The organism is Georgenia muralis (genome assembly GCF_003814705.1).
GTDB lineage: Bacteria > Actinomycetota > Actinomycetes > Actinomycetales > Actinomycetaceae > Georgenia > Georgenia muralis.
This window is the reverse complement of record NZ_RKRA01000001.1, coordinates 2197848-2221653: the sequence shown is the minus strand read 5'-3', so window position 1 is coordinate 2221653 and position 23806 is coordinate 2197848. Positions and strand designations below refer to the sequence as shown.

General features: G+C 71.1%; 18 protein-coding genes and 1 tRNA gene. 4 read left to right on the top strand and 15 right to left on the bottom strand.

Annotated features, from left to right (window positions below; all coding sequences use genetic code 11):
• Positions 1 to 84: 84 nt before the first annotated feature.
• The 13 genes from fusA to EDD32_RS09825 form a co-directional block, all read right to left on the bottom strand.
• On the bottom strand, positions 85 to 2187 hold the full coding sequence (gene fusA / locus EDD32_RS09885) for an elongation factor G (RefSeq protein ID WP_123917075.1): 2103 nt from the start codon (positions 2185 to 2187) through the stop codon (positions 85 to 87).
• Positions 2188 to 2265: 78 nt separating this feature from the next.
• Entirely contained in the window at positions 2266 to 2736 is a 471-nt protein-coding gene (rpsG, locus tag EDD32_RS09880; RefSeq protein ID WP_123917073.1) for a 30S ribosomal protein S7, read from the bottom strand.
• On the bottom strand, positions 2736 to 3110 hold the full coding sequence (rpsL, locus tag EDD32_RS09875) for a 30S ribosomal protein S12 (RefSeq protein ID WP_043498211.1): 375 nt from the start codon (positions 3108 to 3110) through the stop codon (positions 2736 to 2738). Before rpsL ends, rpsG begins: the two co-directional genes overlap by 1 nt.
• A 405-nt stretch (positions 3111 to 3515) precedes the next feature.
• A complete protein-coding gene (locus tag EDD32_RS09870) occupies positions 3516 to 7406 on the bottom strand; it encodes a DNA-directed RNA polymerase subunit beta' (protein WP_123917071.1) in 3891 nt (1296 codons plus the stop codon).
• 128 nt (positions 7407 to 7534) lie between these two features.
• The gene (gene rpoB, locus EDD32_RS09865; protein ID WP_123917069.1) at positions 7535 to 11044 is read right to left on the bottom strand and encodes a DNA-directed RNA polymerase subunit beta; all 3510 of its coding nucleotides are present in this window, start codon (positions 11042 to 11044) and stop codon (positions 7535 to 7537) included.
• Between the two features lie 230 nt (positions 11045 to 11274).
• Entirely contained in the window at positions 11275 to 11664 is a 390-nt protein-coding gene (rplL, locus tag EDD32_RS09860) for a 50S ribosomal protein L7/L12 (RefSeq protein ID WP_123917067.1), read from the bottom strand.
• A 63-nt stretch (positions 11665 to 11727) separates the two neighbouring features.
• A complete protein-coding gene (rplJ, locus tag EDD32_RS09855) occupies positions 11728 to 12249 on the bottom strand; it encodes a 50S ribosomal protein L10 (RefSeq protein ID WP_123917065.1) in 522 nt (173 codons plus the stop codon).
• A gap of 827 nt (positions 12250 to 13076) precedes the next feature.
• Positions 13077 to 14090: a hypothetical protein gene (locus EDD32_RS09850; RefSeq protein WP_123917063.1), complete on the bottom strand. Its 1014-nt coding sequence runs from the start codon at positions 14088 to 14090 to the stop codon at positions 13077 to 13079.
• 365 nt (positions 14091 to 14455) lie between these two features.
• Entirely contained in the window at positions 14456 to 15172 is a 717-nt protein-coding gene (gene rplA, locus EDD32_RS09845; protein WP_123917061.1) for a 50S ribosomal protein L1, read from the bottom strand.
• Positions 15173 to 15262: 90 nt separating this feature from the next.
• Positions 15263 to 15694: a 50S ribosomal protein L11 gene (gene rplK / locus EDD32_RS09840; RefSeq protein WP_123917059.1), complete on the bottom strand. Its 432-nt coding sequence runs from the start codon at positions 15692 to 15694 to the stop codon at positions 15263 to 15265.
• 68 nt (positions 15695 to 15762) lie between these two features.
• Positions 15763 to 16629: a transcription termination/antitermination protein NusG gene (gene nusG, locus EDD32_RS09835; RefSeq protein ID WP_123917057.1), complete on the bottom strand. Its 867-nt coding sequence runs from the start codon at positions 16627 to 16629 to the stop codon at positions 15763 to 15765.
• 77 nt (positions 16630 to 16706) lie between these two features.
• Entirely contained in the window at positions 16707 to 16973 is a 267-nt protein-coding gene (gene secE / locus EDD32_RS09830) for a preprotein translocase subunit SecE (protein WP_123917055.1), read from the bottom strand.
• Positions 16974 to 17085: 112 nt separating this feature from the next.
• Positions 17086 to 17161, bottom strand: a tRNA-Trp gene (locus EDD32_RS09825).
• Positions 17162 to 17383: 222 nt separating this feature from the next.
• Here EDD32_RS09825 and EDD32_RS09820 point away from each other — a divergent pair.
• The 4 genes from EDD32_RS09820 (at position 17384) to EDD32_RS09805 (ending at position 21646) form a co-directional block, all read left to right on the top strand.
• Entirely contained in the window at positions 17384 to 18601 is a 1218-nt protein-coding gene (locus EDD32_RS09820; RefSeq protein ID WP_170175264.1) for a pyridoxal phosphate-dependent aminotransferase, read from the top strand.
• A 66-nt stretch (positions 18602 to 18667) separates the two neighbouring features.
• Entirely contained in the window at positions 18668 to 19327 is a 660-nt protein-coding gene (locus tag EDD32_RS09815; RefSeq protein WP_123917051.1) for a hypothetical protein, read from the top strand.
• Positions 19328 to 19339: 12 nt separating this feature from the next.
• Entirely contained in the window at positions 19340 to 20896 is a 1557-nt protein-coding gene (locus EDD32_RS09810) for a sensor histidine kinase (RefSeq protein ID WP_123917049.1), read from the top strand.
• Between the two features lie 78 nt (positions 20897 to 20974).
• Positions 20975 to 21646, top strand: a complete 672-nt coding sequence (locus EDD32_RS09805) for a response regulator transcription factor (RefSeq protein WP_123917047.1) — start codon at positions 20975 to 20977, stop codon at positions 21644 to 21646.
• On the opposite strand, the gene EDD32_RS09800 is transcribed toward EDD32_RS09805, so the two are convergent.
• Together EDD32_RS09800 and EDD32_RS09795 are read right to left on the bottom strand one after the other, a co-directional pair.
• On the bottom strand, positions 21619 to 22482 hold the full coding sequence (locus tag EDD32_RS09800; protein ID WP_123917045.1) for a ketopantoate reductase family protein: 864 nt from the start codon (positions 22480 to 22482) through the stop codon (positions 21619 to 21621). The two genes, EDD32_RS09805 and EDD32_RS09800, sit on opposite strands and share 28 nt — an antisense overlap.
• Positions 22483 to 22517: 35 nt before the next feature.
• A complete protein-coding gene (locus EDD32_RS09795; RefSeq protein WP_123917043.1) occupies positions 22518 to 23783 on the bottom strand; it encodes a phosphotransferase family protein in 1266 nt (421 codons plus the stop codon).
• Positions 23784 to 23806: the final 23 nt, after the last annotated feature.

The following is a 23806-nucleotide window of genomic DNA, read 5'->3' as shown; positions in this document are numbered from 1 at the left end:
CTGGCAGGCGCGTCCTGGCCCTGCCGGGGCGGTAGGGATCCTACGGGTCGGTTATGGATTACTTGCAGGGTCGACCTGTGGGACTCACTCGCCCCGGGTCTTCTTGATGATCTCCTCGGCGACGTTCCGAGGAACCTCCGAGTAGCTGTCGAACTGCATGGAGTACACCGCGCGGCCCTGGGTCTTCGACCGCAGGTCGCCGACGTAGCCGAACATCTCCGACAGCGGCACGAGGGCACGGACCACCTTCACGCCCGAGGCATCCTCCATCGACTGGATCATGCCACGGCGCGAGTTCAGGTCGCCAATGACGTCGCCCATGTACTCCTCGGGCGTACGCACCTCGACGTCCATCATCGGCTCGAGCAGCGCGGGGTCGGCCTTGCGGACGCCCTCCTTGAGCACCATCGAGCCGGCGATCTTGAAGGCCATCTCCGAGGAGTCGACCTCGTGGTAGGCGCCGTCGAGCAGGATCGCCCGGACGCCCACGAGCGGGTAGCCGGCCAGGACGCCGTTCTGCAGCGCGTCCTGGATGCCCGCGTCCACGCTGGGGATGTACTCGCGCGGGATGCGCCCGCCGGTGACCTTGTTGACGAACTCGTACAGGTCGCCCTCGCCGGTGTCCATCGGCTCGAAGGACATCTGGACCTTGGCGAACTGGCCGGAGCCGCCGGTCTGCTTCTTGTGCGTGTAGTCGATCTTGTCGACCTTGCGGCGGATGGTCTCGCGGTAGGCCACCTGCGGGGCGCCGACGTTGGCCTCGACCTTGAACTCGCGACGCATGCGGTCGACGAGGATGTCGAGGTGGAGCTCGCCCATGCCGCCGATGACGGTCTGGCCGGTCTCCTCGTCCAGGCGCACGGAGAAGGTGGGGTCCTCCTCGGCGAGCTTCTGGATGGCGGTGGAGAGCTTCTCCTGGTCGCCCTTGGTCTTCGGCTCGATCGCGACGTGGATGACCGGCTCGGGGAAGGTCATCGACTCGAGGACGATCTGGGCGTCCTGGGCGCACAGGGTGTCACCGGTGGTGACGTCCTTGAGGCCGATGAACGCGTAGATGTGGCCGGCGTGGGCCTCGTCGATCGGGTTCTCCTTGTTGGAGTGCATCTGGAACATCTTCCCGATGCGCTCCTTCTTCCCCTTGGTCGAGTTCATGACCTGGGCGCCCTGCGCCACCGTGCCGGAGTAGACCCGCACGTAGGTGAGCTTGCCGAAGAAGGGGTGGGACGCGACCTTGAAGGCCAGCGCAGAGAACGGCTCGGTCTCGTTGGGCCGGCGCTCGAGGATGACCTCCTCGTCCTTGACGTCGTGGCCCTGGACGGCCGGGACGTCGAGCGGGGAGGGGAGGTAGTCGATGACGGCGTCGAGCATGGGCTGGATGCCCTTGTTCTTGAACGCCGAGCCGCAGAAGACCGGGTAGGCCGCGGACGAGACGGTCAGGGCGCGCACGCCCCGCTTGATCTCCGCGACGGTGAACTCCTCGCCGCCGAGATACTTCTCGAGCAGCTCCTCGTCGGCCTCGGCGACCTGCTCGATGAGCTTGTTGCGGTACTCCTCGGCCTTGTCGCGCAGGTCGGCCGGGATCTCCTCGATCTCGTAGTCCTCGCCGATCTTGACCTCGCCGCGCCAGGTCAGCGCGCGCATCTCGACCAGGTCGATGACACCGGCGAACTCGGACTCGGCGCCGATCGGCAGCTGCATGACCAGCGGCGTGGCCTTGAGCCGGTCGACGATCGTCTTGACCGTGAAGTCGAAGTTCGCGCCGAGCTTGTCCATCTTGTTGACGAAGCAGATGCGCGGCACGTCGTACTTGTCGGCCTGGCGCCACACCGTCTCGGACTGGGGCTCGACGCCCTCCTTGCCGTCGAAGACGGCGACGGCGCCGTCGAGGACGCGCAGGGAGCGCTCGACCTCGACCGTGAAGTCCACGTGGCCGGGGGTGTCGATGATGTTGATCTGGTTGTTCTTCCAGAAGCAGGTCGTCGCGGCGGACGTGATCGTGATGCCGCGCTCCTGCTCCTGCTCCATCCAGTCCATCGTCGAGGCGCCGTCGTGGGTCTCGCCGATCTTGTAGTTGATGCCGGTGTAGAACAGGATCCGCTCGGTCGTCGTCGTCTTGCCGGCGTCGATGTGCGCCATGATGCCGATGTTGCGGACCTTGGTCAGGTCGGTCAGCACGTCAAGTGCCACGTGAGGCTCTCTTCTCGGGTCTCGGGGGCTGGACAGGGGGCGGCGACGGCCGCCGGGGTCACCGGCGGCCGGCCGGCGTCACCAGCGGTAGTGCGCGAAGGCCTTGTTGGACTCGGCCATCTTGTGGGTGTCCTCGCGGCGCTTGACAGCGGCGCCGAGGCCGTTGGAGGCGTCGAGGATCTCGTTCATGAGGCGCTCGGTCATCGTCTTCTCACGGCGCGAACGCGCGTAGTCGACGAGCCAGCGCATCGCGAGGGTGGTCTGCCTGCTGGGGCGGACCTCGACGGGCACCTGGTAGGTGGCGCCGCCGACGCGGCGGGAGCGGACCTCGAGGGCCGGGCGGACGTTGTCCAGCGCGCGCTTGAGGACGACCGCGGGGTCACCCTGGGTCTTGTCACGCACACCCTCGAGCGCGCCGTACACGATGCGCTCGGCCGTGGACTTCTTGCCGTCCATCAGCACGCGGTTGACGAGCTGGGTCACCGTCGGGGAGCCGTAGACCGGGTCGACGACGAGGGGACGCTTCGGGGCGGGGCCCTTACGAGGCATTACTTCTTCTCCTTCTTCGCGCCGTACCGGCTGCGAGCCTGCTGGCGGCCGCGCACACCCTGGGTGTCGAGCGCTCCGCGGACGATCTTGTAACGCACACCGGGCAGGTCCTTCACACGACCGCCGCGCACGAGCACGATCGAGTGCTCCTGCAGGTTGTGGCCGACGCCGGGGATGTACGCGGTGACCTCGATACCGCTCGACAGGCGCACGCGGGCGACCTTGCGAAGGGCCGAGTTCGGCTTCTTCGGGGTCGTGGTGTACACGCGGGTGCACACACCGCGACGCTGCGGGCTGCCCTTGAGGGCCGGCGTCTTGGAGGTCCCGACCTTGACGCTCCGGCCCTTGCGGACCAGCTGCTGAATCGTGGGCACTACTTCTCCGTCTCGAAGTTCTTTGGCTGTCGAATGTCACTGCTCGCCCGACCGTGGGGCCGACCGGCCCGGGCCGTGCGGCCCGTCCAGGCTCGCTCCCCCAGCCCCCGTTGTCGGGCGTGTCGACCAGAGGTGGACCCGGCCGTGCGTCACCCTGGGGAGACGTGGACCTGTCCGGCTGGCGAGGACGCCTGCGCACTCCTGCCTCCACCGGGGGTTGGGACCCCGGGACAGCCGCACGCACGAGAGCCCGATGTCGCGGGCACCGCCGACCAGCGTACTCTGCGGCGGTTGACAGCGTCAAAGGCAGGAAGGTGGCCCCGGGGTGGTCTGCGCCACGTCCGGGACGTGCGGTGACCCGCCCGGGCCGGCGGCGGGGTCTCCCCCGCCGCCGACGCGGTCAGGTCAGCGGAACTCCAGCCCGTAGGTGTCCGGACCGAAGTCCAGCTCCTCGAGCAGGATGGCCTCGCCCGAGCCGCCGGCCGGGGCGAAGTCGATGTCGCTGTAGCCCAGGCGGGAGAACGCCTGCGCCTTGGCCTCCTCGGTCGGCTCCACGACGACCTCGTGGTAGCGCGGCAGGCCCGTCCCGGCGGGGATGAGCTTACCGAGGATGACGTTCTCCTTGAGGCCGAGCAGCGGGTCGCGCCGGCCGGACATGGCCGCCTCGGTGAGCACCTTCGTCGTCTCCTGGAAGGAGGCGGCGGAGAGCCACGAGTCGGTCGCCAGCGACGCCTTGGTGATGCCCATGAGCTCGGGACGTCCGGAGGCGGGGGTGCCGCCCTCGGAGACCACGCGGCGGTTCTCGTCCTCGAACCGGGAGCGCTCCATGAGCTCGCCCGGCAGCAGGCGGGAGTCGCCCGAGTCGAGCACCGTGACCCGGCGCAGCATCTGCCGGACGATGACCTCGATGTGCTTGTCGTGGATGTCCACACCCTGCGAGCGGTAGGTCTCCTGGACCTGCTCGACGAGGTGCTTCTGCGTGGCACGCGGGCCGAGGATGCGCAGGACCTTCTTCGGGTCCACCGCACCGAACACGAGCTGCTTGCCGACGGCGACGTGCTCGCCGTCCTCGACCAGCAGGCGCGAGCGCTTGCTCACCGGGTACACGACGTCCTCCTGACCGTCGTCGCGCACGATGACGAGCTTGCGGGTGCGCTCGGAGTCGTCGACCTTGATCCGGCCGGCGGCCTCGGCGATCGGGGCCTCACCCTTGGGGGTGCGGGCCTCGAACAGCTCCTGGACACGGGGCAGACCCTGGGTGATGTCCTCCGCGGAGGCGGCACCACCGGTGTGGAAGGTCCGCATCGTCAGCTGCGTGCCGGGCTCGCCGATGGACTGGGCCGAGATGATGCCGACGGCCTCGCCGATGTCGACGAGCTTGCCGGTGGCCAGCGAGCGGCCGTAGCACAGCGCGCACGTGCCCACGCGGGACTCGCAGGTCAGCACGGAGCGGACCTTGACCTCGGTCGCCCCGCCCGCGACGAGCCTGGAGATGACCACGTCGCCGATGTCGGCGCCGGCCTCCGCGAGGACGGTGCCGTCGGCCCCCTTGACGTCCTGGGCCAGGGTGCGGGCGTAGACGCTGGTCTCGACCGTGTCGGCCCGCACGAGCGCGCCGTCCGGGCCGGGCTCGGCGATGGTCATCGTCAGGCCCATGCGGGTGCCGCAGTCGTCCTCGCGGACGATGACGTCCTGGGAGACGTCCACCAGACGACGGGTGAGGTACCCCGAGTCGGCGGTCCGCAGCGCGGTGTCCGCCAGGCCCTTGCGGGCGCCGTGGCTGGCGATGAAGTACTCCAGGACCGACAGGCCCTCGCGGTAGTTGGACTTGATGGGGCGCGGGATGATCTCGCCCTTCGGGTCCGCCACGAGGCCACGCATGCCGGCGATCTGGCGCACCTGCATCCAGTTGCCTCGCGCACCGGAGGAGACCATCCGGTAGACGGTGTTGCGGGCCGGGAAGTTCTCCTGCATCACCGCGGCGACCTCGTTCGTCGCCTGGGTCCAGATGTCGATGAGCTCCTGACGGCGCTCGTCGTCGGTGATCAGGCCCAGGTCGTACTGGTCCTGGATCTTCGCGGCCTCGCCCTCGTACTTCTCCAGCAGCTCGGCCTTGGCCTCGGGGACCACGACGTCGGAGATGGCGATCGTCATGCCCGACCAGGTGGCCCAGCGGTAGCCGGCCTCCTTCAGGGCGTCCAGGCTGGCCCCGACCTCGACCTTGGGGTACCGCTCGGCGAGGTCGTTGACGATGGTCCCGAGGACCTTCTTGTCCGCGACGTGGTTGATGTAGGGGTAGTCCACCGGCAGCGCCTCGTTGAAGAGGGCGCGGCCCAGCGTGGTCTCCAGGACGACGGGCTCGCCCGCCTCCCAGCCCTCCGGCGCGGTCCAGCCGGCCGGCGGCACAAGGCCCTCGACGCGGATGTTGACCACGGCGTTGATGTCCAGCTCGCCGCGGTCGAACGCCATCTGCGCCTCGGCCACGGAGGAGAACGACCGGCCGTGCCCGAGGGCCTCGGCGCGGTCCGCCGTGAGGTGGTGCAGGCCCACGATCATGTCCTGGGAGGGCATGGTCACCGGGCGGCCGTCGGACGGCTTGAGGATGTTGTTCGAGGACAGCATGAGGATGCGGGCCTCGGCCTGGGCCTCCGCGCTCAGCGGCAGGTGCACGGCCATCTGGTCGCCGTCGAAGTCGGCGTTGAACGCGCCGCACACGAGCGGGTGGAGCTGGATGGCCTTGCCCTCGACGAGCTGAGGCTCGAAGGCCTGGATGCCCAGGCGGTGGAGCGTGGGCGCACGGTTGAGCAGCACGGGGTGCTCACGGATGACCTCCTCGAGCACGTCCCACACCTGGGGGCGGGAACGCTCGACCATCCGCTTGGCGGCCTTGATGTTCTGGGCGTGGTTGAGGTCGACGAGCCGCTTCATGACGAACGGCTTGAACAGCTCCAGCGCCATCTGCTTGGGCAGGCCGCACTGGTGCAGCTTGAGCGTGGGGCCCACCACGATGACCGAACGGCCCGAGTAGTCCACGCGCTTGCCCAGCAGGTTCTGGCGGAACCGGCCCTGCTTGCCCTTGAGCATGTCCGAGATCGACTTCAGCGCGCGGTTGCCGGGGCCGGTGACGGGGCGTCCACGGCGGCCGTTGTCGAACAGCGCGTCCACGGACTCCTGAAGCATGCGCTTCTCGTTGTTGACGATGATCTCCGGCGCGCCCAGGTCCAGCAGCCGCTTGAGGCGGTTGTTGCGGTTGATGACGCGGCGGTAGAGGTCGTTGAGGTCGGAGGTGGCGAACCGGCCGCCGTCGAGCTGGACCATCGGGCGCAGGTCCGGCGGGATGACCGGGACGCAGTCCAGGACCATGCCCAGCGGGGAGTTGCCGGTGGTGAGGAAGGCGTTGACGACCTTGAGGCGCTTGAGCGCCCGGGTCTTGCGCTGCCCGGTGCCGGTGGCGATGATCTCGCGCAGCGTGTCGCCCTCGGCGACCAGGTCGAAGGACTCCAGCCGCTTCTGGATCGCCTCGGCGCCCATCGAGCCCTTGAAGTAGATGCCGTAGCGGGCCTGCAGCTCGCGGTAGAGCAGCTCGTCGCCCTCGAGGTCACCGACCTTGAGGTTCTTGAAGCGGTCCCACACGCGGTCCAGACGCTCGACGTCGGTCTCCGCACGCTTGCGGATCTGCGCCATCTCGCGCTCGGCGGACTTGCGCACCTTGTCGCGCGCGTCGGCCTTGGCCCCGGCGGCCTCGAGCTCGGCGAGGTCGGCCTCGAGCCGCTGGGCGCGGGCCTCGATGTCGGTGTCGCGCTTGTGCTCGACCTGCTGGCGCTCGAGGTCCATCTCGTTCTGGAGCGAGCTGAGGTCCTCGTGGCGGCCGGCGTCGTCGACCTCGGTGATCATGTACGCCGCGAAGTAGATGACCTTCTCGAGGTCCTTGGGCGCGAGGTTGAGCAGGTACCCCAGGCGCGACGGGACGCCCTTGAAGTACCAGATGTGGGTGACGGGGGCGGCGAGCTCGATGTGGCCCATCCGCTCGCGCCGGACCTTGGACCGGGTGACCTCCACACCGCACCGCTCACAGATGATGCCCTTGTAGCGCACGCGCTTGTACTTGCCGCAGGCGCACTCCCAGTCACGGGTGGGGCCGAAGATCTGCTCGCCGAAGAGACCGTCCTTCTCCGGCTTGAGGGTGCGGTAGTTGATCGTCTCGGGCTTCTTGACCTCACCGTGCGACCATTCGCGCACGTCCGCTGCGGTAGCGAGGGAGATGTGCAGCTGGTCGAAGACATTGACGTCGAGCAAGGGTTCCTACTTCCTGAAGGTAGAACACCGTGTACTGCTGGGGAGAGGTCTCCCGGGCCCTGTGGCGCCGGGGCGGCCGCCGACCGTGTTCTGGTGGTCGGCGGCCGGGCCCGGCGGGCCCGTGAGGCTCAGAGTTCGTCGACGCTGCTGGCGTCAGGACGGCGGGACAGGTCGATGCCGAGCTCCTCCGCCGCGCGGTAGACCTCGTCGTCGGCGTCCCGGAGCTCGATGGCGTTGCCGTCGGCGTCGAGGGCCTCGACGTTCAGGCACAGCGACCGCATCTCCTTGATGAGTACCTTGAAGGACTCGGGGATGCCCGGCTCGGGGATGTTCTCGCCCTTGACGATGGCCTCGTAGACCTTCACGCGGCCGGTGACGTCGTCGGACTTGATGGTCAGCAGCTCCTGGAGGGCGTAGGCGGCGCCGTAGGCCTCCAGGGCCCAGACCTCCATCTCGCCGAAGCGCTGGCCACCGAACTGCGCCTTACCACCCAGCGGCTGCTGCGTGATCATCGAGTACGGACCGGTCGAGCGCGCGTGGATCTTGTCGTCCACGAGGTGGTGGAGCTTGAGGATGTACATGTAGCCGACCGAGATCGCCTCCGGGAACGGCTCGCCGGAGCGGCCGTCGAAGAGCTGCGCCTTGCCGTCGGTGCCGACCATCCGCTCGCCGGACGCACCCGGGAGGGTGTGGGCCAGCATGCCCTGGAGCTCCTCGGGCTGGAGGCCGTCGAACACCGGCGTCGCCACGGGGGTGCGCGGGTCGGCGGTCAGCGCCTCGGGCGGCAGGTTCTTCGTCCACTCCTCCGCGGCCCGGGCCGCCTCGGTGACGTCCCAGCCCTGCGCCGCGATCCAGCCGAGGTGCAGCTCGAGGACCTGGCCGACGTTCATGCGGCCGGGCACGCCGAGCGGGTTGAGGATGATGTCGACCGGGGTCCCGTCGGGCAGGAACGGCATGTCCTCGATCGGCAGGATCTTGGAGATGACGCCCTTGTTGCCGTGACGTCCGGCGAGCTTGTCACCGTCGGTGATCTTGCGGCGCTGGGCGATGTAGACGCGCACCATCTGGTTCACGCCCGGGGGCAGCTCGTCGTCGTTGTCCGCGGAGAACTCGCGCACGCCGATGACGATGCCGGACTCGCCGTGGGGCACCTTGAGCGAGGTGTCGCGCACCTCGCGGGCCTTCTCGCCGAAGATCGCCCGGAGCAGACGCTCCTCGCTCGTCAGCTCGGTCTCGCCCTTGGGCGTGACCTTGCCGACGAGGATGTCGCCGGAGCTGACCTCGGCGCCGATGCGGATGATGCCGCGCTCGTCGAGGTCGGCCAGGACGTCCTCGGAGACGTTGGGGATGTCCCGGGTGATCTCCTCCGGGCCCAGCTTGGTCTCGCGGGCGTCGACCTCGTGCTCCTCGATGTGGATCGAGGTGAGCACGTCGTCGGCCACGATGCGCTGGGACAGGATGATGGCGTCCTCGAAGTTGTAGCCCTCCCAGGACATGAACGCCACGAGGAGGTTCTTGCCCAGGGCGAGCTCGCCCTCGTCGGTGGCGGGACCGTCGGCCAGCACGGAGCCGACCTCGACCCGGGCGCCCTCCTCCACCAGCGAGCGCTGGTTGTAGGAGTTGCCCTGGTTCGAGCGACGGAACTTGGCCACGCGGTAGACCTGCGTGGTCCCGTCGTCGCCCGCGACGTGGATCGCGTCCGCGGAGACCTCGGTGACGACGCCGGGCTTGGTGGCCACGACGACGTCCCCGGCGTCCACCGCGGCACGCCGCTCCATGCCGGTGCCCACGAGCGGGGCCTCGCTGCGCAGCAGCGGGACCGCCTGACGCTGCATGTTGGCGCCCATGAGCGCACGGTTGGCGTCGTCGTGCTCGAGGAAGGGGATCATCGCCGTCGCGACCGAGACCATCTGGCGCGCGGAGACGTCCATGTAGTCGACCTCGTCGGCGGCCACGAGGGCCGGCTCTCCGCCGGAGAGGCGGCACAGCACGCGGTCCTCGACGAAGGTGCCGTCGTCGGTCAGCGGGGCCGAGGCCTGCGCGATGACGTGCCGGTCCTCGTCGTCGGCGGTGAGGTAGACGACCTCGTCGGTGACGCGGCCCCCGGTGACCTTGCGGTACGGGGTCTCGACGAAGCCGAAGGGGTTGATGCGGGCGAACGTCGCCAGCGAGCCGATGAGGCCGATGTTCGGGCCCTCGGGGGTCTCGATGGGGCACATGCGGCCGTAGTGCGACGGGTGGACGTCACGGACCTCCATGCCGGCGCGGTCACGGGAGAGACCACCCGGGCCGAGGGCCGACAGACGCCGCTTGTGCGTCAGGCCCGCGAGCGGGTTGTTCTGGTCCATGAACTGCGAGAGCTGGGAGGTGCCGAAGAACTCCTTGATCGAGGCCACCACGGGGCGGATGTTGATCAGGGTCTGCGGCGTGATCGCCTCGACGTCCTGGGTGGTCATCCGCTCGCGGACGACACGCTCCATCCGGGACAGACCCGTGCGGACCTGGTTCTGGATGAGCTCGCCGACGGCGCGGATGCGGCGGTTGCCGAAGTGGTCGATGTCGTCGGTCTCGACGCGCAGCTGCACGGGCTCGCCGTTGCGGGTGCCGGGGAGCTCCTCCACGCCCTTGTGCAGGGCGAGGATGTACTTGATCGCGGCGGTGACGTCGTCGATGCGCAGCACCGACTCGCCCAGGTCGGCCGTGAGGCCGAGCTTCTTGTTGATCTTGTAGCGGCCGACCTTGGCCAGGTCGTAGCGCTTGGGGTTGAAGTAGTAGTTCTCCAGCAGGGTCCGGCCGGCCTCGACCGTGGGCGGCTCGCCCGGGCGGATCTTGCGGTAGATGTCCAGCAGCGCCTCGTCCTGGGTGTGGACGTTGTCCTTCTCCAGGGTCTCGAGCAGGACCGGGTAGTCGGCGAACTCCTCGCGGATCTCGGACTCGGTCATGCCGAGGGCGCGCAGGAAGACCGTCACGGACTGCTTGCGCTTGCGGTCGATGCGCACGCCCACGGCGTCGCGCTTGTCGATCTCGAACTCGAGCCAGGCCCCGCGGGAGGGGATCACCTTCGTGGTGAAGATGTCCTTGTCGGAGGTCTTGTCCGCGAGCTTCTCGAAGTACACGCCCGGGGACCGGACGAGCTGCGAGACGACGACACGCTCGGTGCCGTTGATGATGAAGGTGCCGCGCTCGGTCATGAGCGGGAAGTCGCCCATGAACACCGTCTGCGACTTGATCTCGCCGGTGGTGTAGTTGACGAACTCCGCCGTCACGAACAGCGGTGCCGCGTAGGTGAAGTCCTTCTCCTTGCACTCCTCCGCGGTGTACTTCGGGGGCTCGAAGCGGTGGTCGCGGAACGAGAGCGACATCGACTGCCCGAAGTCCTCGATCGGGGAGATCTCTGCAAAGATCTCCTCCAGACCGGAGGTGGACGGTACGTTGGTGTCGCCGATCTCGGCGGCCGCCGCGACGCGACCGCGCCAGGCGTCGTTGCCGAGGAGCCAGTCGAAGCTCTCGGTCTGCAGACCCAGGAGGTTCGGGGCCTGGAGCGGCTCGTGGATCTTGGCGAAGGAGACACGGCGCGAGGCCGTGCGGTTGGCGATAGCGTCAGCAGTAGGTGCGGAAGAGGTGCGCGAGGCAGCCAAAGGGGGTCCTTCCCTGCGATTGGTTTGCACACACTGACCACCGGTACGGGTGGGGATGCCTGCGGGCAGGCAGAAGTCAGCGCAAAGCGACAGCATAGCCGCGGGCACGGGCAGTGTCCAGCGACGGTGATGCGACGAGGCCCGCACCGTCCTGCGGTGCGGGCCTCGTCGTCGAGCGTGCCGCCGGCCGTGGCCGGACGCCTGGGCGCCTCAGCCCCGGCCGGGGGCGGTCACTTGAGGGTGACGGTGGCGCCGGCGCTCTCGAGCTGCTCCTTGGCCTTGTCCGCAGCCTCCTGGGAGACGCCCTCGAGGACGGCCTTGGGGGCGCCGTCGACGAGGTCCTTGGCCTCCTTGAGGCCGAGCGAGGTCAGCGCGCGGACCTCCTTGATGACCTGGATCTTCTTGTCGCCGACGGACTCGAGGACGACGTCGAACTCCGACTTCTCCTCGACCTCCTCGGCGGCGCCGCCACCGGCCGGCGCGCCAGCGGCGGCGACGGCGACGGGAGCGGCCGCGGTGACCTCGAAGGTCTCCTCGAACTGCTTCACGAACTCGGAGAGCTCGATGAGGGTGAGCTCCTTGAAAGCCTCGATGAGCTCGTCGGTGGTGAGCTTCGCCATGAGCGGCGTTCCTTCCTTGACAGACTGCTACGCGAGCAGCGGGGGTGGTGGTTGCCGGGACCGTCAGGCCTCGGCGGCCTGCTTCTCGCGCAGGGCCTCGATGGTGCGGACGGCCTGGGTGGCCGGCGCGGTGAAGAGGTAGGCAGCACCGAAGAGCGCAGCCTTGAAAGCTCCGGCCGCCTTGCCCAGCAGCACGTCGCGGGACTCCAGGTCGGCGAGCTTGGTGACGTCCGCGGCGGAGAGCTTGCGACCCTCCAGGACACCACCCTTGATCACCAGCTGGGGGTTCGCCTTGGCGAAGTCGCGCATCGACTTGGCCGCCTCGACCGGCTCACCGGTCACGAAGGCGACTGCCGTCGGGCCGGACAGCTCGTCCTCGAGGGAGTCGAGGCCGGCCTCCTTCGCCGCGATGGCCGTCAGCGTGTTCTTCACCACGGCGTAGGTTGCATGCCCGCTGAGCGAGCGGCGCAGCTGCTTGAGCTGGGCGACGCTGAGCCCGCGGTACTCGGTCAGCAGTACGGCGCTCGACCCACGGAGCTGCTCCGTGAGCTCGGCGACCGCTGCCGCCTTGTCAGGCCTCGCCATGGCCCTCCTTCCGATAGTGAACCGCGGCCGGGAGGGTCCGGAGAACGAAAGAAGCCCCGTGCAGACGGCACGGGGCTCGGGCATCAGATGCTCTCGCTCTTGGCACGCCTGCGCTGGCTCCGCGTTCGCGGACTTGGCCCCGTCCTGGCGGACGGGCGACCGGCGGTCTTTGGCAAGGTCCACACTACCCCGTCCTGGCGCCGCGCTCCAACTCGGTGTCCTCCCGGCGGGGGTGAGCCGCGTCGCAGGCCGCGGCCACCAGCACGTCACCCGGCTCACCCGGCCACCCCGTCAACCCCTCACCCGGTCACCCGGTCACCCGTCACCCCGTCAACCCCTCACCCCCTCCCCCTAACCCCCTCACCCGGTCAATTCGTCACCCGAGCGAGCTCGAGGCGCCGCGCCCACTCAGCACCAACCGGGCCGAGCCAGCACGGCGTGCGAGGCGACCTCAACCCGTTCGGTACGACCTCACCCGCCTGCCACGAACTCACGGGCCGCCGGCCACGGTCGGCGGCCGGGCCCACCTCGCCCCACAACGAGCTCGAGGCGCCGCGCCCACTCAGCACCAACCGGGCCGAGCCAGCACGGCGTGCGAAGCGACCTCAACCCGTTCGGTACGACCTCACCCGCCTGCCACGAACTCACGGGCCGCCGGCCACGGTCGGCGGCGAGGCGACCTCAACCCGTTCCGTACGACCTCGGTCGACGTCGGCTATCGAGGGCGCCGTCGCCGGCCTGCCGTACGGGAGCGTCCCGTGCCGGCGACGCTGACCCGCGGGCTCTCGACGGCGCAGCAACCCTGCCGGTCATGGCGCACGCGTGCTTCAGTCGGCTCCGGGGACGTTTCGCAGTCCCGGCACCGGGCGGAGAGCGCGCCGCACGCCCGCGGGGAACGCCCCCACCATGCGCATGAAGGCGCGGTCGGGCAAGCGCAGGTCGGCGACGACGAACCGCTGGAACCGGTGCACGACGGCCCGGATGGCGTCCTCACGAACCTTCTCGGCGTAGAGGCTCTCCGGTCCCTGATACTTGCCGGCGCCGTCGTACTCCATGGCCACCGTCCAACGTTCGTCGGTACCGGTCTCTGCCAGCTGCCACCCGAGGTCGGTGAAGTACTCACCCTTCTCGGTCAGCACCGGCATCTGGCTGGTCGGACGCGGAAGACCGTTCGCCACCGCGAGCCAACGCATCTCCGACTCGCCGGCCGACTCGGCGAAGCCGTCCGCCCAGCCCATGACCGCCCGGGCACGGATGACCCCGCGGTCCCCGCCGCGGCGGTCGAGCCGCTCGAGCAGCTCCGCGCGGGCGGCCTCCAGACGCGCGGTCGACCCGGCGCGGTCGCGACGGTCCGGCCGCGCGAGTATTCGCAGCGCACTGTCTGCTACGACCAGCGCCCGACGCGGCGGCATCGTCCGGGCACAGTCCTCCACTGTGCGTCCGAGCGTGGTCACGGGCAGACCGTTCACGACGGTGACGTCGCTCGTCGGGAGCCGCCCCTGGTGGCGCCGCAGGCCTCCGCCGCCGCAGCTGGGCCGGGTGCGCTGGGTGATGTGGGTGTCGCCGTCCATCCCGGAGAGCCAGCAGCCGTGGATGAGGGCCGCAGTCTCGTGGCTGAACGCGTACTCGCACCGCAGCTCAGCCGCCGCAGCGACGCACGCGGCGAGCGCCATGTGCTCACGCTGCACCCACGGCGGGCTCCCGTCGGGCCGGACGACGTACGCGCCACGACGAACCTGCGTCAGCCTGCCCCGTCGGCGCGCCGCCCGCACCGCGTCGCGGCCGTAGTCACGGGTGAGTATCACCGGCGGCGGGGTGGGCGGACCGGGCGGGTGCTCCATGTCGGCACGTTCTCCCGTCACACGGGCCGGAGGCACCCGCCGAGCCGCGGGCTGGGGAGCGGCCCGCCGAGCGCCACCTTGTGGAGGCGCCCGCCGAGCCGCGAGCGGTGGGGCCACCCGGCGACCCGGTGGAGGCATCCGTTCCGTCTCACCAGCGGAAGGTGGGTCGAGATCGCAGAGCGGGGCGAGCGCATGGGGCCGGAGGGGCTCGCTCGACGCGCCGCCCCTGAGTGACCGCCTGACGGCCTCTTGGACACACGACCACCACGACGGCCTCCCGGAGACACGACGGCCCACCGACGACGGCGGCCCGGCACCATCAGGTGCCGGGCCGCCATGTCAGTGCCGTGTGGTGTGGGCCTGCGTCAGGACGCGTCGTCGGACGTGAGGTTGCGCGTCTTGGTGGCGTCGAGCGGGATGCCCGGGCCCATCGTGGTGGTCAGCGTCGCCTTGGTGATGTAGCGACCCTTGGAGCTGGCCGGCTTGAGGCGCAGGATCTCCTCCTGCGCGGCGGCGTAGTTCTCCACGAGCAGCTTCTCGTCGAAGCTGGCCTTGCCGATGATGAAGTGCAGGTTCGCGTGCTTGTCGACGCGGAACTCGATGCGGCCACCCTTGATGTCGGACACGGCCTTGGTCACATCCATCGTCACGGTGCCGGTCTTCGGGTTCGGCATGAGACCACGGGGACCGAGCACCCGGCCGAGACGGCCGACCTTGCCCATGAGGTCGGGGGTCGCCACAGCCGCGTCGAAGTCGGTGTACCCGGCCGCGACCTTCTCGATGAGCTCGTCGCCACCGACCTCGTCGGCCCCGGCGTCCAGCGCCTGCTGCGCGCGGTCACCGACGGCGAAGACCAGGACCCGAGCGGTCTTGCCGGTGCCGTGCGGCAGGTTGACGGTGCCACGCACCATCTGGTCCGCCTTGCGGGGGTCGACGCCGAGGCGGAAGACGACCTCGACGGTGGAGTCGAACTTGGTGGTGGCGCTCTCCTTGGCCAGGCGCACGGCCTGGAGCGGCGTGTAGAGCTCGCCGTCGTGGATCTTCTCTGCTGCCTTGCGGTAGCTCTTGCTGCGCGTTGTCATCTGCTTCTCTCCTTGCAGTCGTGGTCTGCGGGTCCGCGCGGACCCTGCCACTGCACGCCCGGGAGGGCGCGGTCACGGGTGGGGGGTGGATCAGCCCTCGACGGTGATGCCCATGGAGCGGGCGGTGCCGGCGATGATCTTCTCGGCGGCGTCGATGTCGTTGGCGTTGAGGTCCTCGGCCTTGGTGCGCGCGATCTCGCGGACCTGCTCACGGGTGATCTTGGCGACCTTGACCGTGTGCGGGGTGCCGGAGCCCTTGGCGACGCCGGCGGCCTTCTTGATCATCTCGGCCGCGGGCGGCGTCTTCGTGACGAACGTGAACGACCGGTCCTCGTAGACCGTGATCTCGACCGGGATCACGTTGCCACGCTGGGCCTCGGTGGCCGCGTTGTAGGCCTTGCAGAACTCCATGATGTTGACGCCGTGCTGACCGAGCGCGGGGCCGATCGGGGGCGCGGGGGTCGCAGCGCCGGCCTGGATCTGGAGCTTGATCAGGCCTGCGACCTTCTTCTTGGGAGGCATGTCGGGTCCTTACGGTTCTTCCTGGCTGTCCCACCGGCACGGGCGGCCGGCGGGGATGCTGCCGGCTCTCAGATCTTCGCGACCTGGGAGAACGACAGCTCGACCGGGGTCTCCCGGCCGAAGATCGTGACGAGCACCTTGAGCTTCTGGCTCTCGGGGGTGATCTCGGAGATGGTGGCGGGCAGCGTCTCGAACGGGCCGTCGGTGACGGTCACGGACTCGCCCACCTCGAACTCGACCTCGATCGGCGACGCCGCGGCACCCTGCGCCGCGGAGCGGCTGGGCGCACCCGCGCCGGGGGCCGCCTTGATGGTGGCGCCGAGCATCGAGAAGACCTCGTCCTCGGTCAGCGGCACCGGCTGGTGGGTGTTGCCCACGAACCCGGTGACGCCGGGGGTGTGGCGCACCGCGCCCCACGACTCGTCCGTGAGGTCCATGCGCACGAGGGTGTAGCCGGGCACGCGGACCCGGCTGACGACCTTGCGCTGGGCGTTCTTGATCTCGACGACCTCTTCCATGGGCACCTCGACCTGGAAGATGTAGTCCTCCATGTTCAGGCTCTGGATGCGGTTCTCGAGGTTGGTCTTCACGCGCTTCTCGTAGCCGGCGTAGGTGTGGACGACGTACCACTCCCCCGGCAGCGTGCGCAGCTCGTCGCGGAACGCCTGAACCGGGTCGACGACGGCGTCCTCGGCCGGCTCGTCGGTCACGACGGGCTCGTCGGTGACGGCGTCCACGGCGTCGGCGTCGGTCACTGCGGCGTCGGCGTCGGGCTCGTCCGCGGGGGCGTCGACGTCGAGCTCGGCCTCCTCGACCGGAGCGTCCGCGCCGACCTCGTCCAGCTCGTCAGCAACGTCCCCGCCCTCGAGCGCCTCGGAGGTCGGCTCGGGCTCGAGCGACGCCTCGGTGGTGGGCTCGAGATTGTCCTCAGGCACGTGTGACCTGCTTTCTGCTCAGTGGTGGACGGGCTGGTCGGTGGGCCAGCCCCCGGCGGGTGCGGGCGTCATGGGAGTCAGCCGAACATCCACAGCACGACCTGCCCGAACAGCAGGTCGAGCAGCCCGACGAAGGCCATGATCGCCAGGACGAAGACCAGCACGACGACGAAGTAGGTGAACAGCTCGTTGCGGGTGGGCCGGACGACCTTCTTCAGCTCGGCGATCACCTGCCGCACGAACAGGGCGATCCGACCGAAGAAGCCGCGCTCCTTCTTTCCCGGCGCCGGCGCGCTGCCGGCGCGCTCGGGCCGCCCCGAGGTGGCGCTCGCAGACTCGCTCACAGATTCATCCTCCGTGGTTCTCCGGCCGGGTTCGACGCCGCCCGGCTCGGGCGGGCCGCGGCTCGCCTCGAGGCGGAGCCTTCAGGATGTCGGCCCCGGAGGGGGCCGACCCTGGCAGGGCAGGAGGGACTCGAACCCACAACCGCCGGTTTTGGAGACCGGTGCGCTACCAATTGCGCCACTGCCCTATCAGTGGGTCCGCCCACGCCGCCCGGAGACACCTCGAGGGGCGCGCTCCAGCCTGGCGGACGTCAACCACCGCGTCGAGTGTACGGGGTCCTGGGCCGAAAGGTCGAACCGGGCGTCGGTCACCCCGCCCCGGTGCCTGCGACGACCATCCCTCGACCGTCCTGGACCATCCCTCGACCGTCCTGGACCCGCGCACGGCCAGGCGTGCCACGATACGTCCCGTGAGCGCACCGACCTCTCCCGTGTCCAAGCCGCGCGTGTCCGCCCGCCTCGCGGCGATCACCGAGTCCGCCACGCTGGCGGTCGACGCCAGGGCCAAGGCCCTCAAGGCCGCCGGCCGCCCGGTCATCGGCTTCGGTGCCGGCGAGCCCGACTTCCCCACGCCCGACTACATCGTCGAGGCGGCGGTGGCCGCGGCCAAGGACCCGGCGAACCACCGCTACACCCCCGCCAAGGGCCTTCCGGCCCTGCGGGAGGCGATCGCCGCCAAGACGCTGCGCGACTCGGGGTACGAGGTGTCCCCGGACGCCGTCCTGGTGACCAACGGCGGGAAGCAGGCGGTCTACCAGGCGTTCGCCGCCGTCGTCGACCCCGGTGACGAGGTCCTGCTGCCCGCGCCCTACTGGACCACCTACCCCGAGGCGATCTCGCTCGCGGGCGGCCGCGCCGTGGAGGTGTTCGCGGGTGCCGACCAGGAGTACAAGGTCACGGTCGACCAGCTCGAGGCCGCGCGCACGGACGCGACGAAGGCGCTGCTCTTCTGCTCGCCGTCGAACCCGACCGGGTCGGTCTACACCCCCGAGGAGACCCAGGCCATCGGACGCTGGGCCCTGGAGCACGGCATCTGGGTGATCACGGACGAGATCTACGAGCACCTCGTCTACGACGACGCCGTCTTCACCCCGGTCCAGCGGGTCGTGCCCGAGCTCGTCGAGACCTCCATCGTGCTCAACGGCGTCGCCAAGACCTACGCGATGACGGGCTGGCGGGTGGGCTGGATGATCGGTCCGGCCGACGTCATCAAGGCCGCCACCAACCTGCAGTCGCACCTGACCTCCAACGTCGCGAACGTCTCGCAGCGCGCCGCCATCGCGGCCGTGAGCGGCGACCTCTCGGCCGTCGCCGCGATGCGCACGGCGTTCGACCGTCGGCGCCGCACGATGGTGGAGATGCTCCGCGAGATCGACGGTGTCGTCCTGCCCACCCCGAAGGGGGCGTTCTACGCCTACCCGTCCGTCGAGGGCGTGCTGGGGCGGTCCATCCGGGGCCGTACGCCCACGACGTCGGCCGAGCTCGCCACGCTCATCCTCGAGGAGGTCGAGGTGGCGGTGGTGCCGGGCGAGGCCTTCGGACCGAGCGGCTTCCTCCGGCTCAGCTACGCGCTCGGTGACGACGACCTCGTCGAGGGCGTGCGCCGGATCCAGGAGCTGCTGGCCTGACGGGCCGGCCGCGAACCCTCAGCGTCGTCTCATGGCCGTCTCATCAGCGTCGATGAGCATGACGCGATGACGACCTGGCGCGTCCCGGCCGTCGGGGTCCTGGTGGCCCTGTCGGCCGGCGTCGGTGCGCTCGTCGCGGCGGAGGCGCTGACGCGCCCCCCGGTCGAGATCCCCATCGCCGCACCGGTCGTCCCCGCCGGCGGTGCGGGCTCCGCGCCGTCCGCCGCGCCGGAGCCTGCCGCCGCGCCGGCCCCCTCGTCGTCCGCCGTCGACGCCACGGCTGAGGCCCCGGCCGCGCTCGCCGCCGAACCCACGGCCGTTCCGTCCCCGCAGACGTCGCCGGCAAGAGCGATCTCGCCCACGGACCTGCCGCCCGCGTCACCGGAGGTGGTTCGCCCCGCCCCGCCCCGCGACGTCACTGCCCTAGGTGATGACGACGGCGACCGCGAGGGCGAGCAGGACGACCCGGACCGCGACGACCGGGACGACGATGACGGCGACGACCGGGACGAGGACGACCGGGACGAGGAAGATCGGGACGAGGACGACCGGGACGAGGACGACCCGGACCGCGACGACCAGGACGACGACGACCGCGAGGGCAAGCAGGACGACCCGGACCGCGACGACCGGGACGAGGACGACCGGGACGAGGACGACCGGGACGACCGGGACGACCGGGACGACCGGGACGAGGACGACCGGGACGACGATGACGGCGACTGATCGGCTGCCGGGGTGAGGGCGCCGCGCCGCGCGCTCACCGTCCGCGCACGGATCCTCGCCACGGTCCTGTCCATCACCGCGCTGGCGCTCCTCGTCGCGGGAGGGACGGCGTACCTCCTCCAGCGCGACCAGGTCGACGACGCGATCGACGAGAGCCTGGCGCGCTCGGTGGCCGAGTTCCGCACGTTCGCCGACGCCGACCCGGTGGACCCCGACACCGGCCGCCCCTACCCCGACGTCAAGGAGTTCCTCCGCGCCGCGATCGGCCAGGAGGTGCCGGCCACGAACGAGGGCTGGCTGGGGTTCGTGGGCGACCGGCTCGAGCTCGTCTCGGTGGTCTCGGCGGGCGGCGTCGACCTCGACGACGACGCCGTGCTCATCGAGCGTCTCTCCTCGATGGCAGGCGAGGACAAGGGCGTGACCACGACGCTGACGACGCCCACGTCCCAGTACCGGCTGTCCATCGTCCCGGTCTCCGACGAGAACGGCGCGACCACCGGCGCCCTGGCCGTCGTCTGGGACCACAGCGCCCAGACGAGCGCGGTGGTGGACACCTTCCGTCGCTACGTCCTCGTCAGCGTCGCCGCCCTGGTGCTCCTCGCCGTGGTGGGCTGGCGCCTCGCCGGCCGGCTCCTCAGCCCGCTGCGCCGCCTGCGCGAGACCGCCGAGCAGATCTCGGACACGGACCTCTCGGGCCGCATCGACGTCCAGGGCGACGACGACCTCTCGGACCTCGCCCGCACCGTCAACGCCATGCTGGCCCGCCTGGAGGAGGCGTTCCTGTCCCAGCGCCGCCTCCTGGACGACGCCGGCCACGAGCTGCGCACGCCCATCACGGTCATCCGCGGCCATCTCGAGCTGATGGACCCCACCGACCCCGAGGACGCGGCTGCCACCCGTGAGCTGGCCCTGGCCGAGCTGGACCGCATGCACCGCCTCACCGACGACCTGGTGGTCCTGGCCAAGGCCGACCAGCCGGACTTCGTCCAGCCCGTGCGCACGAGCATCGGGCGCCTCACCGACGACACCCTCGACCGCGCCCGGACCCTCGGGACGCGCCGGTGGCGCGTGGACGCCCGCCTGGAGGCCGACGTCGAGGTCGACGCGCAGCGCCTCACGCAGGCCTGGCTGCAGCTGGCCGCGAACGCGGTGAAGTTCTCCGAGGAGGGCTCGACGGTGGCCCTGGGCTCCGCCCTGCACGAGGGACGCCTGCTGCTGTGGGTGCGCGACGAGGGAGTCGGGGTCGCACCGCAGGAGCGGGAGCGGATCTTCCAGCGGTTCGCCCGCGCGCGGACCCCTGGACCGGCACGCGAGGGATCGGGCCTCGGGCTGGCGATCGTCTCGGCGATCACCCAGGCGCACGGGGGCCACGTCCGTCTCGACTCCGAGCCGGGCGCGGGCTCGGTCTTCGTGCTCGACCTCCCCGCCCGAGGCGCCGTCACCGGCCCACCGACCGAGGAGCTCGCGGTCCCGGGGAGTCCCCGCACCGGCGTCGTCGGCACCGAGCGGGGCGCCGTCCGCGCGGCCCGCGGCGCCGCACCCTCGGGCCGGCGCACCGGACGGTCCTGACGGCGCACGGACCCGCCCGCCGCGGCTCGGCGCCCGGCCCCGTCCGGCCCTGACAGACTGGGGCGCGGGAGGAGGACCATGGCTCAGATCCTGATCGTGGAGGACGAGCCCGGGATCGCGTCGTTCGTCACGAAGGGGCTGCGCGCAGCGGGCCACCAGCCGACCGCCGTGACCACGGGCGCCGACGCGCTGACGCACGCCCGCACGGGCGGCTACGACCTCATGGTCCTCGACATCGGGCTTCCGGACGTCGACGGGTTCGAGGTGCTGCGACAGCTGCGCGGGGAGGGCTCGGCGCTCCCGGTCATCATCCTCACGGCCCGCACCTCGGTGGACGACACCGTGGCCGCCCTCGAGGGAGGGGCAGACGACTACATGGCCAAGCCGTTCCGGTTCGAGGAGCTCCTCGCGCGGGTGCGCCTGCGGCTGCGCCAGGACGTCGTCCCGGGCGAGACGACGACGCTCGCCGCCGGTCCGCTGAGCCTGGACCTGCGCACCCGCCGGGCCAGCGTCGAGGGGCGGGAGATCGACCTGTCCGCCCGCGAGTTCGCCCTGCTCGAGACGTTCCTCACCCACCCCGGGCAGGTCCTCTCCCGCGAGCAGCTCCTGTCGCGGGTGTGGGGCTACGACTTCGACCCCGGCTCGAACGTCGTGGACGTCTACGTGCGCTACCTGCGGCGCAAGATCGGTGCCGAGCACGTGGTCACCGTGCGCGGCATGGGCTACCGGCTGGTCGACCCGCGCGCCTGAAGCTCGGCGACGAGGCGCTCGAGCACCGGCGTCGGGACCGCCAGCGCGCGTCCCAGGCGCACCAGCGCACCCCCGACGGCGTCGAGCTCGGTGGGCCCGCCCCGGGCGGCGTCGTGCTGCAGCGAGGACTCCAGCGACGGTGGCAGCCGCCGGAGGAAGGACCCGAGGTCGGTCGCCGTCGTCGGCCACCCCTGGGCGTCGGCCAGCGCGGCGACCTCGCCCAGCAGCGCGTCGGTCACCGCAGGGTCGCGGTCCAGGGCGGGGCCGAGCGGGGCACCCGCCCACGTGGTGAGCAGCGCCGTGGGTGCGAGGAAGGCGAGCTTGCGCCACAGCACCTCGGCCTCGGGTCCACCGGCGCGCACGCTCACCCCCGCCCGGGCCAGTGCGAGGGCCGTCGCGGAGTGCTCCGCGCCGTCGGGCACCGTGACGACGAGGTACCGCCCGCGCTGGACCACCACCGAGCCGACCCGGTCCGCCTCGACCTGGACCGACCCGGAGGCCACCGCTCCGGGCAGGTCGCGCAGCACCGCCGCGTGCTCGACGCCGTTCAGCAGGGCGAGCACCTCGGGCGCTTGCGCGTCCCGGATCCCGGGCAGCACGTCGGCGAGCCCGTAGGCCTTGACCGCCAGCACCACGGCCGCTCCGGGGGGCACCGCGGTCGTGGCCGGGACGGCGGCGGTGAAGTCCCCGAAGAGCTCCGAGCGCACCGTGACCCCCTCGGCCGCGATCCGTGCCGCCCTGGCCGGCCGGCCCACGGCGACGACGTCCTCACCCGCCCGGTGCAGCAGCGCGGCGAGCAGCCCGCCCACGGCCCCGGGCCCGACGACGGCGATCATGGCGTCCTCCTTCTCGGTGCGGTCCCCGCTGGGCCTCAGTGCGGTCCCCGCTGGGCCTGGATCTCCCGTGCCCGGGCCAGCCACGCCTCGGCGCGCGCCAGGCGGCCCTCGGCGTCGGCCCGCCAGTGCGCGCCGTCGGTGCGGCGCGCCCCGGCGACGAGCGACAGGACCACGCCGGCGCCGCGGGTGTGCAGGGCGACCGGGTCGACGAGCTCCTCGCAGCGGCGGGTCCACGCCGCGAGCACGGGTGGGACCCGGGGGTAGGTCGCCGGCGCGAGGTGCGGCAGCACGCTGACGTGACCGAGGAGGCACGCGAGGTCGTCGACCCGGTGGCCGGGGCCGACGGCGTCGACGTCGAGCAGGCCGCTGACCGTAGGCCCGGCCGGGTCCATGAGGACGTTGGCCTCGTAGAAGTCGCCGTGGCTGGGCACGACCGGCCCGGGGTCGCTCACGGCGAGGAGCTGGTCGATCCCGTCCGCGAGCGCCTGGGTGCGGGCGGCGTGCTCGGGGAGCACGGTCGCCGCCGCGTGGGCGTAGTGCTGGGCCCGCTCGGACCACGCGGGTCTCCGGGGCAGGTCCACGAGCGGGGAGGGAAGAGCCTCCAGCGTGCGCACGAGCGCGTCGAGGACGGGCACGGCGCGGTCGCCGAGCCCGTCCGCCAGCAGGTTCGCCAGCGGCGTCCCGCGCTCGGCGCCGAGGAGGACCAGACCGTCGTCGTCGGCGCGCAGCACCGGCGGGGCCGGCACCCCGGCGGCGGCGAGCATCCGGTGGCGGTCGACGAACAGACCCGCGGCCGAGGGCCGGACGATCTTGAGGTAGGCGGTGCGCCACTCCTCCTCCCGTGCCTGGACCCGCAGGACCGCCCGCCGGGTGGGCCGGTAGGCGAGAAGCTCGACCGTGACGGGGGTCCCGAGGCGGCGGCTCAGCGCCGCGGGGTCGCAGGCGACGGGCAGCGCGGGCAGCTCGGGGTCCGCGGGGTGGCGCCACAGGTGGACGGGGGGTTCGTCGGGCCCCTGCTCCAGCCGCACCAGTCCCGGTCCCGCCGGCCGGCTGAGACGGGCGGTCGTGGCGCACAGGTACTCCTCGCCGCGCACGGGTGTGCCCTCGGCGGACCGTTCGACGGTCGCGGTGTAGCCCACGGTCACGCCGGCGCCCGGACGGTGGTGGACGGTGTGCACCTGCCAGGAGACGAGCCGCCCACCCTCGGCCCCGAGGGCGTCCGCGAGCATGGCCCCGGCGTCGGGGCCGGTCAGCAGGGCGACGTCGGCCGGCTCGTGCTGAGCGGAGGCGGGGACGCTCATGGCCCTAGTTGACCACAGGGCGC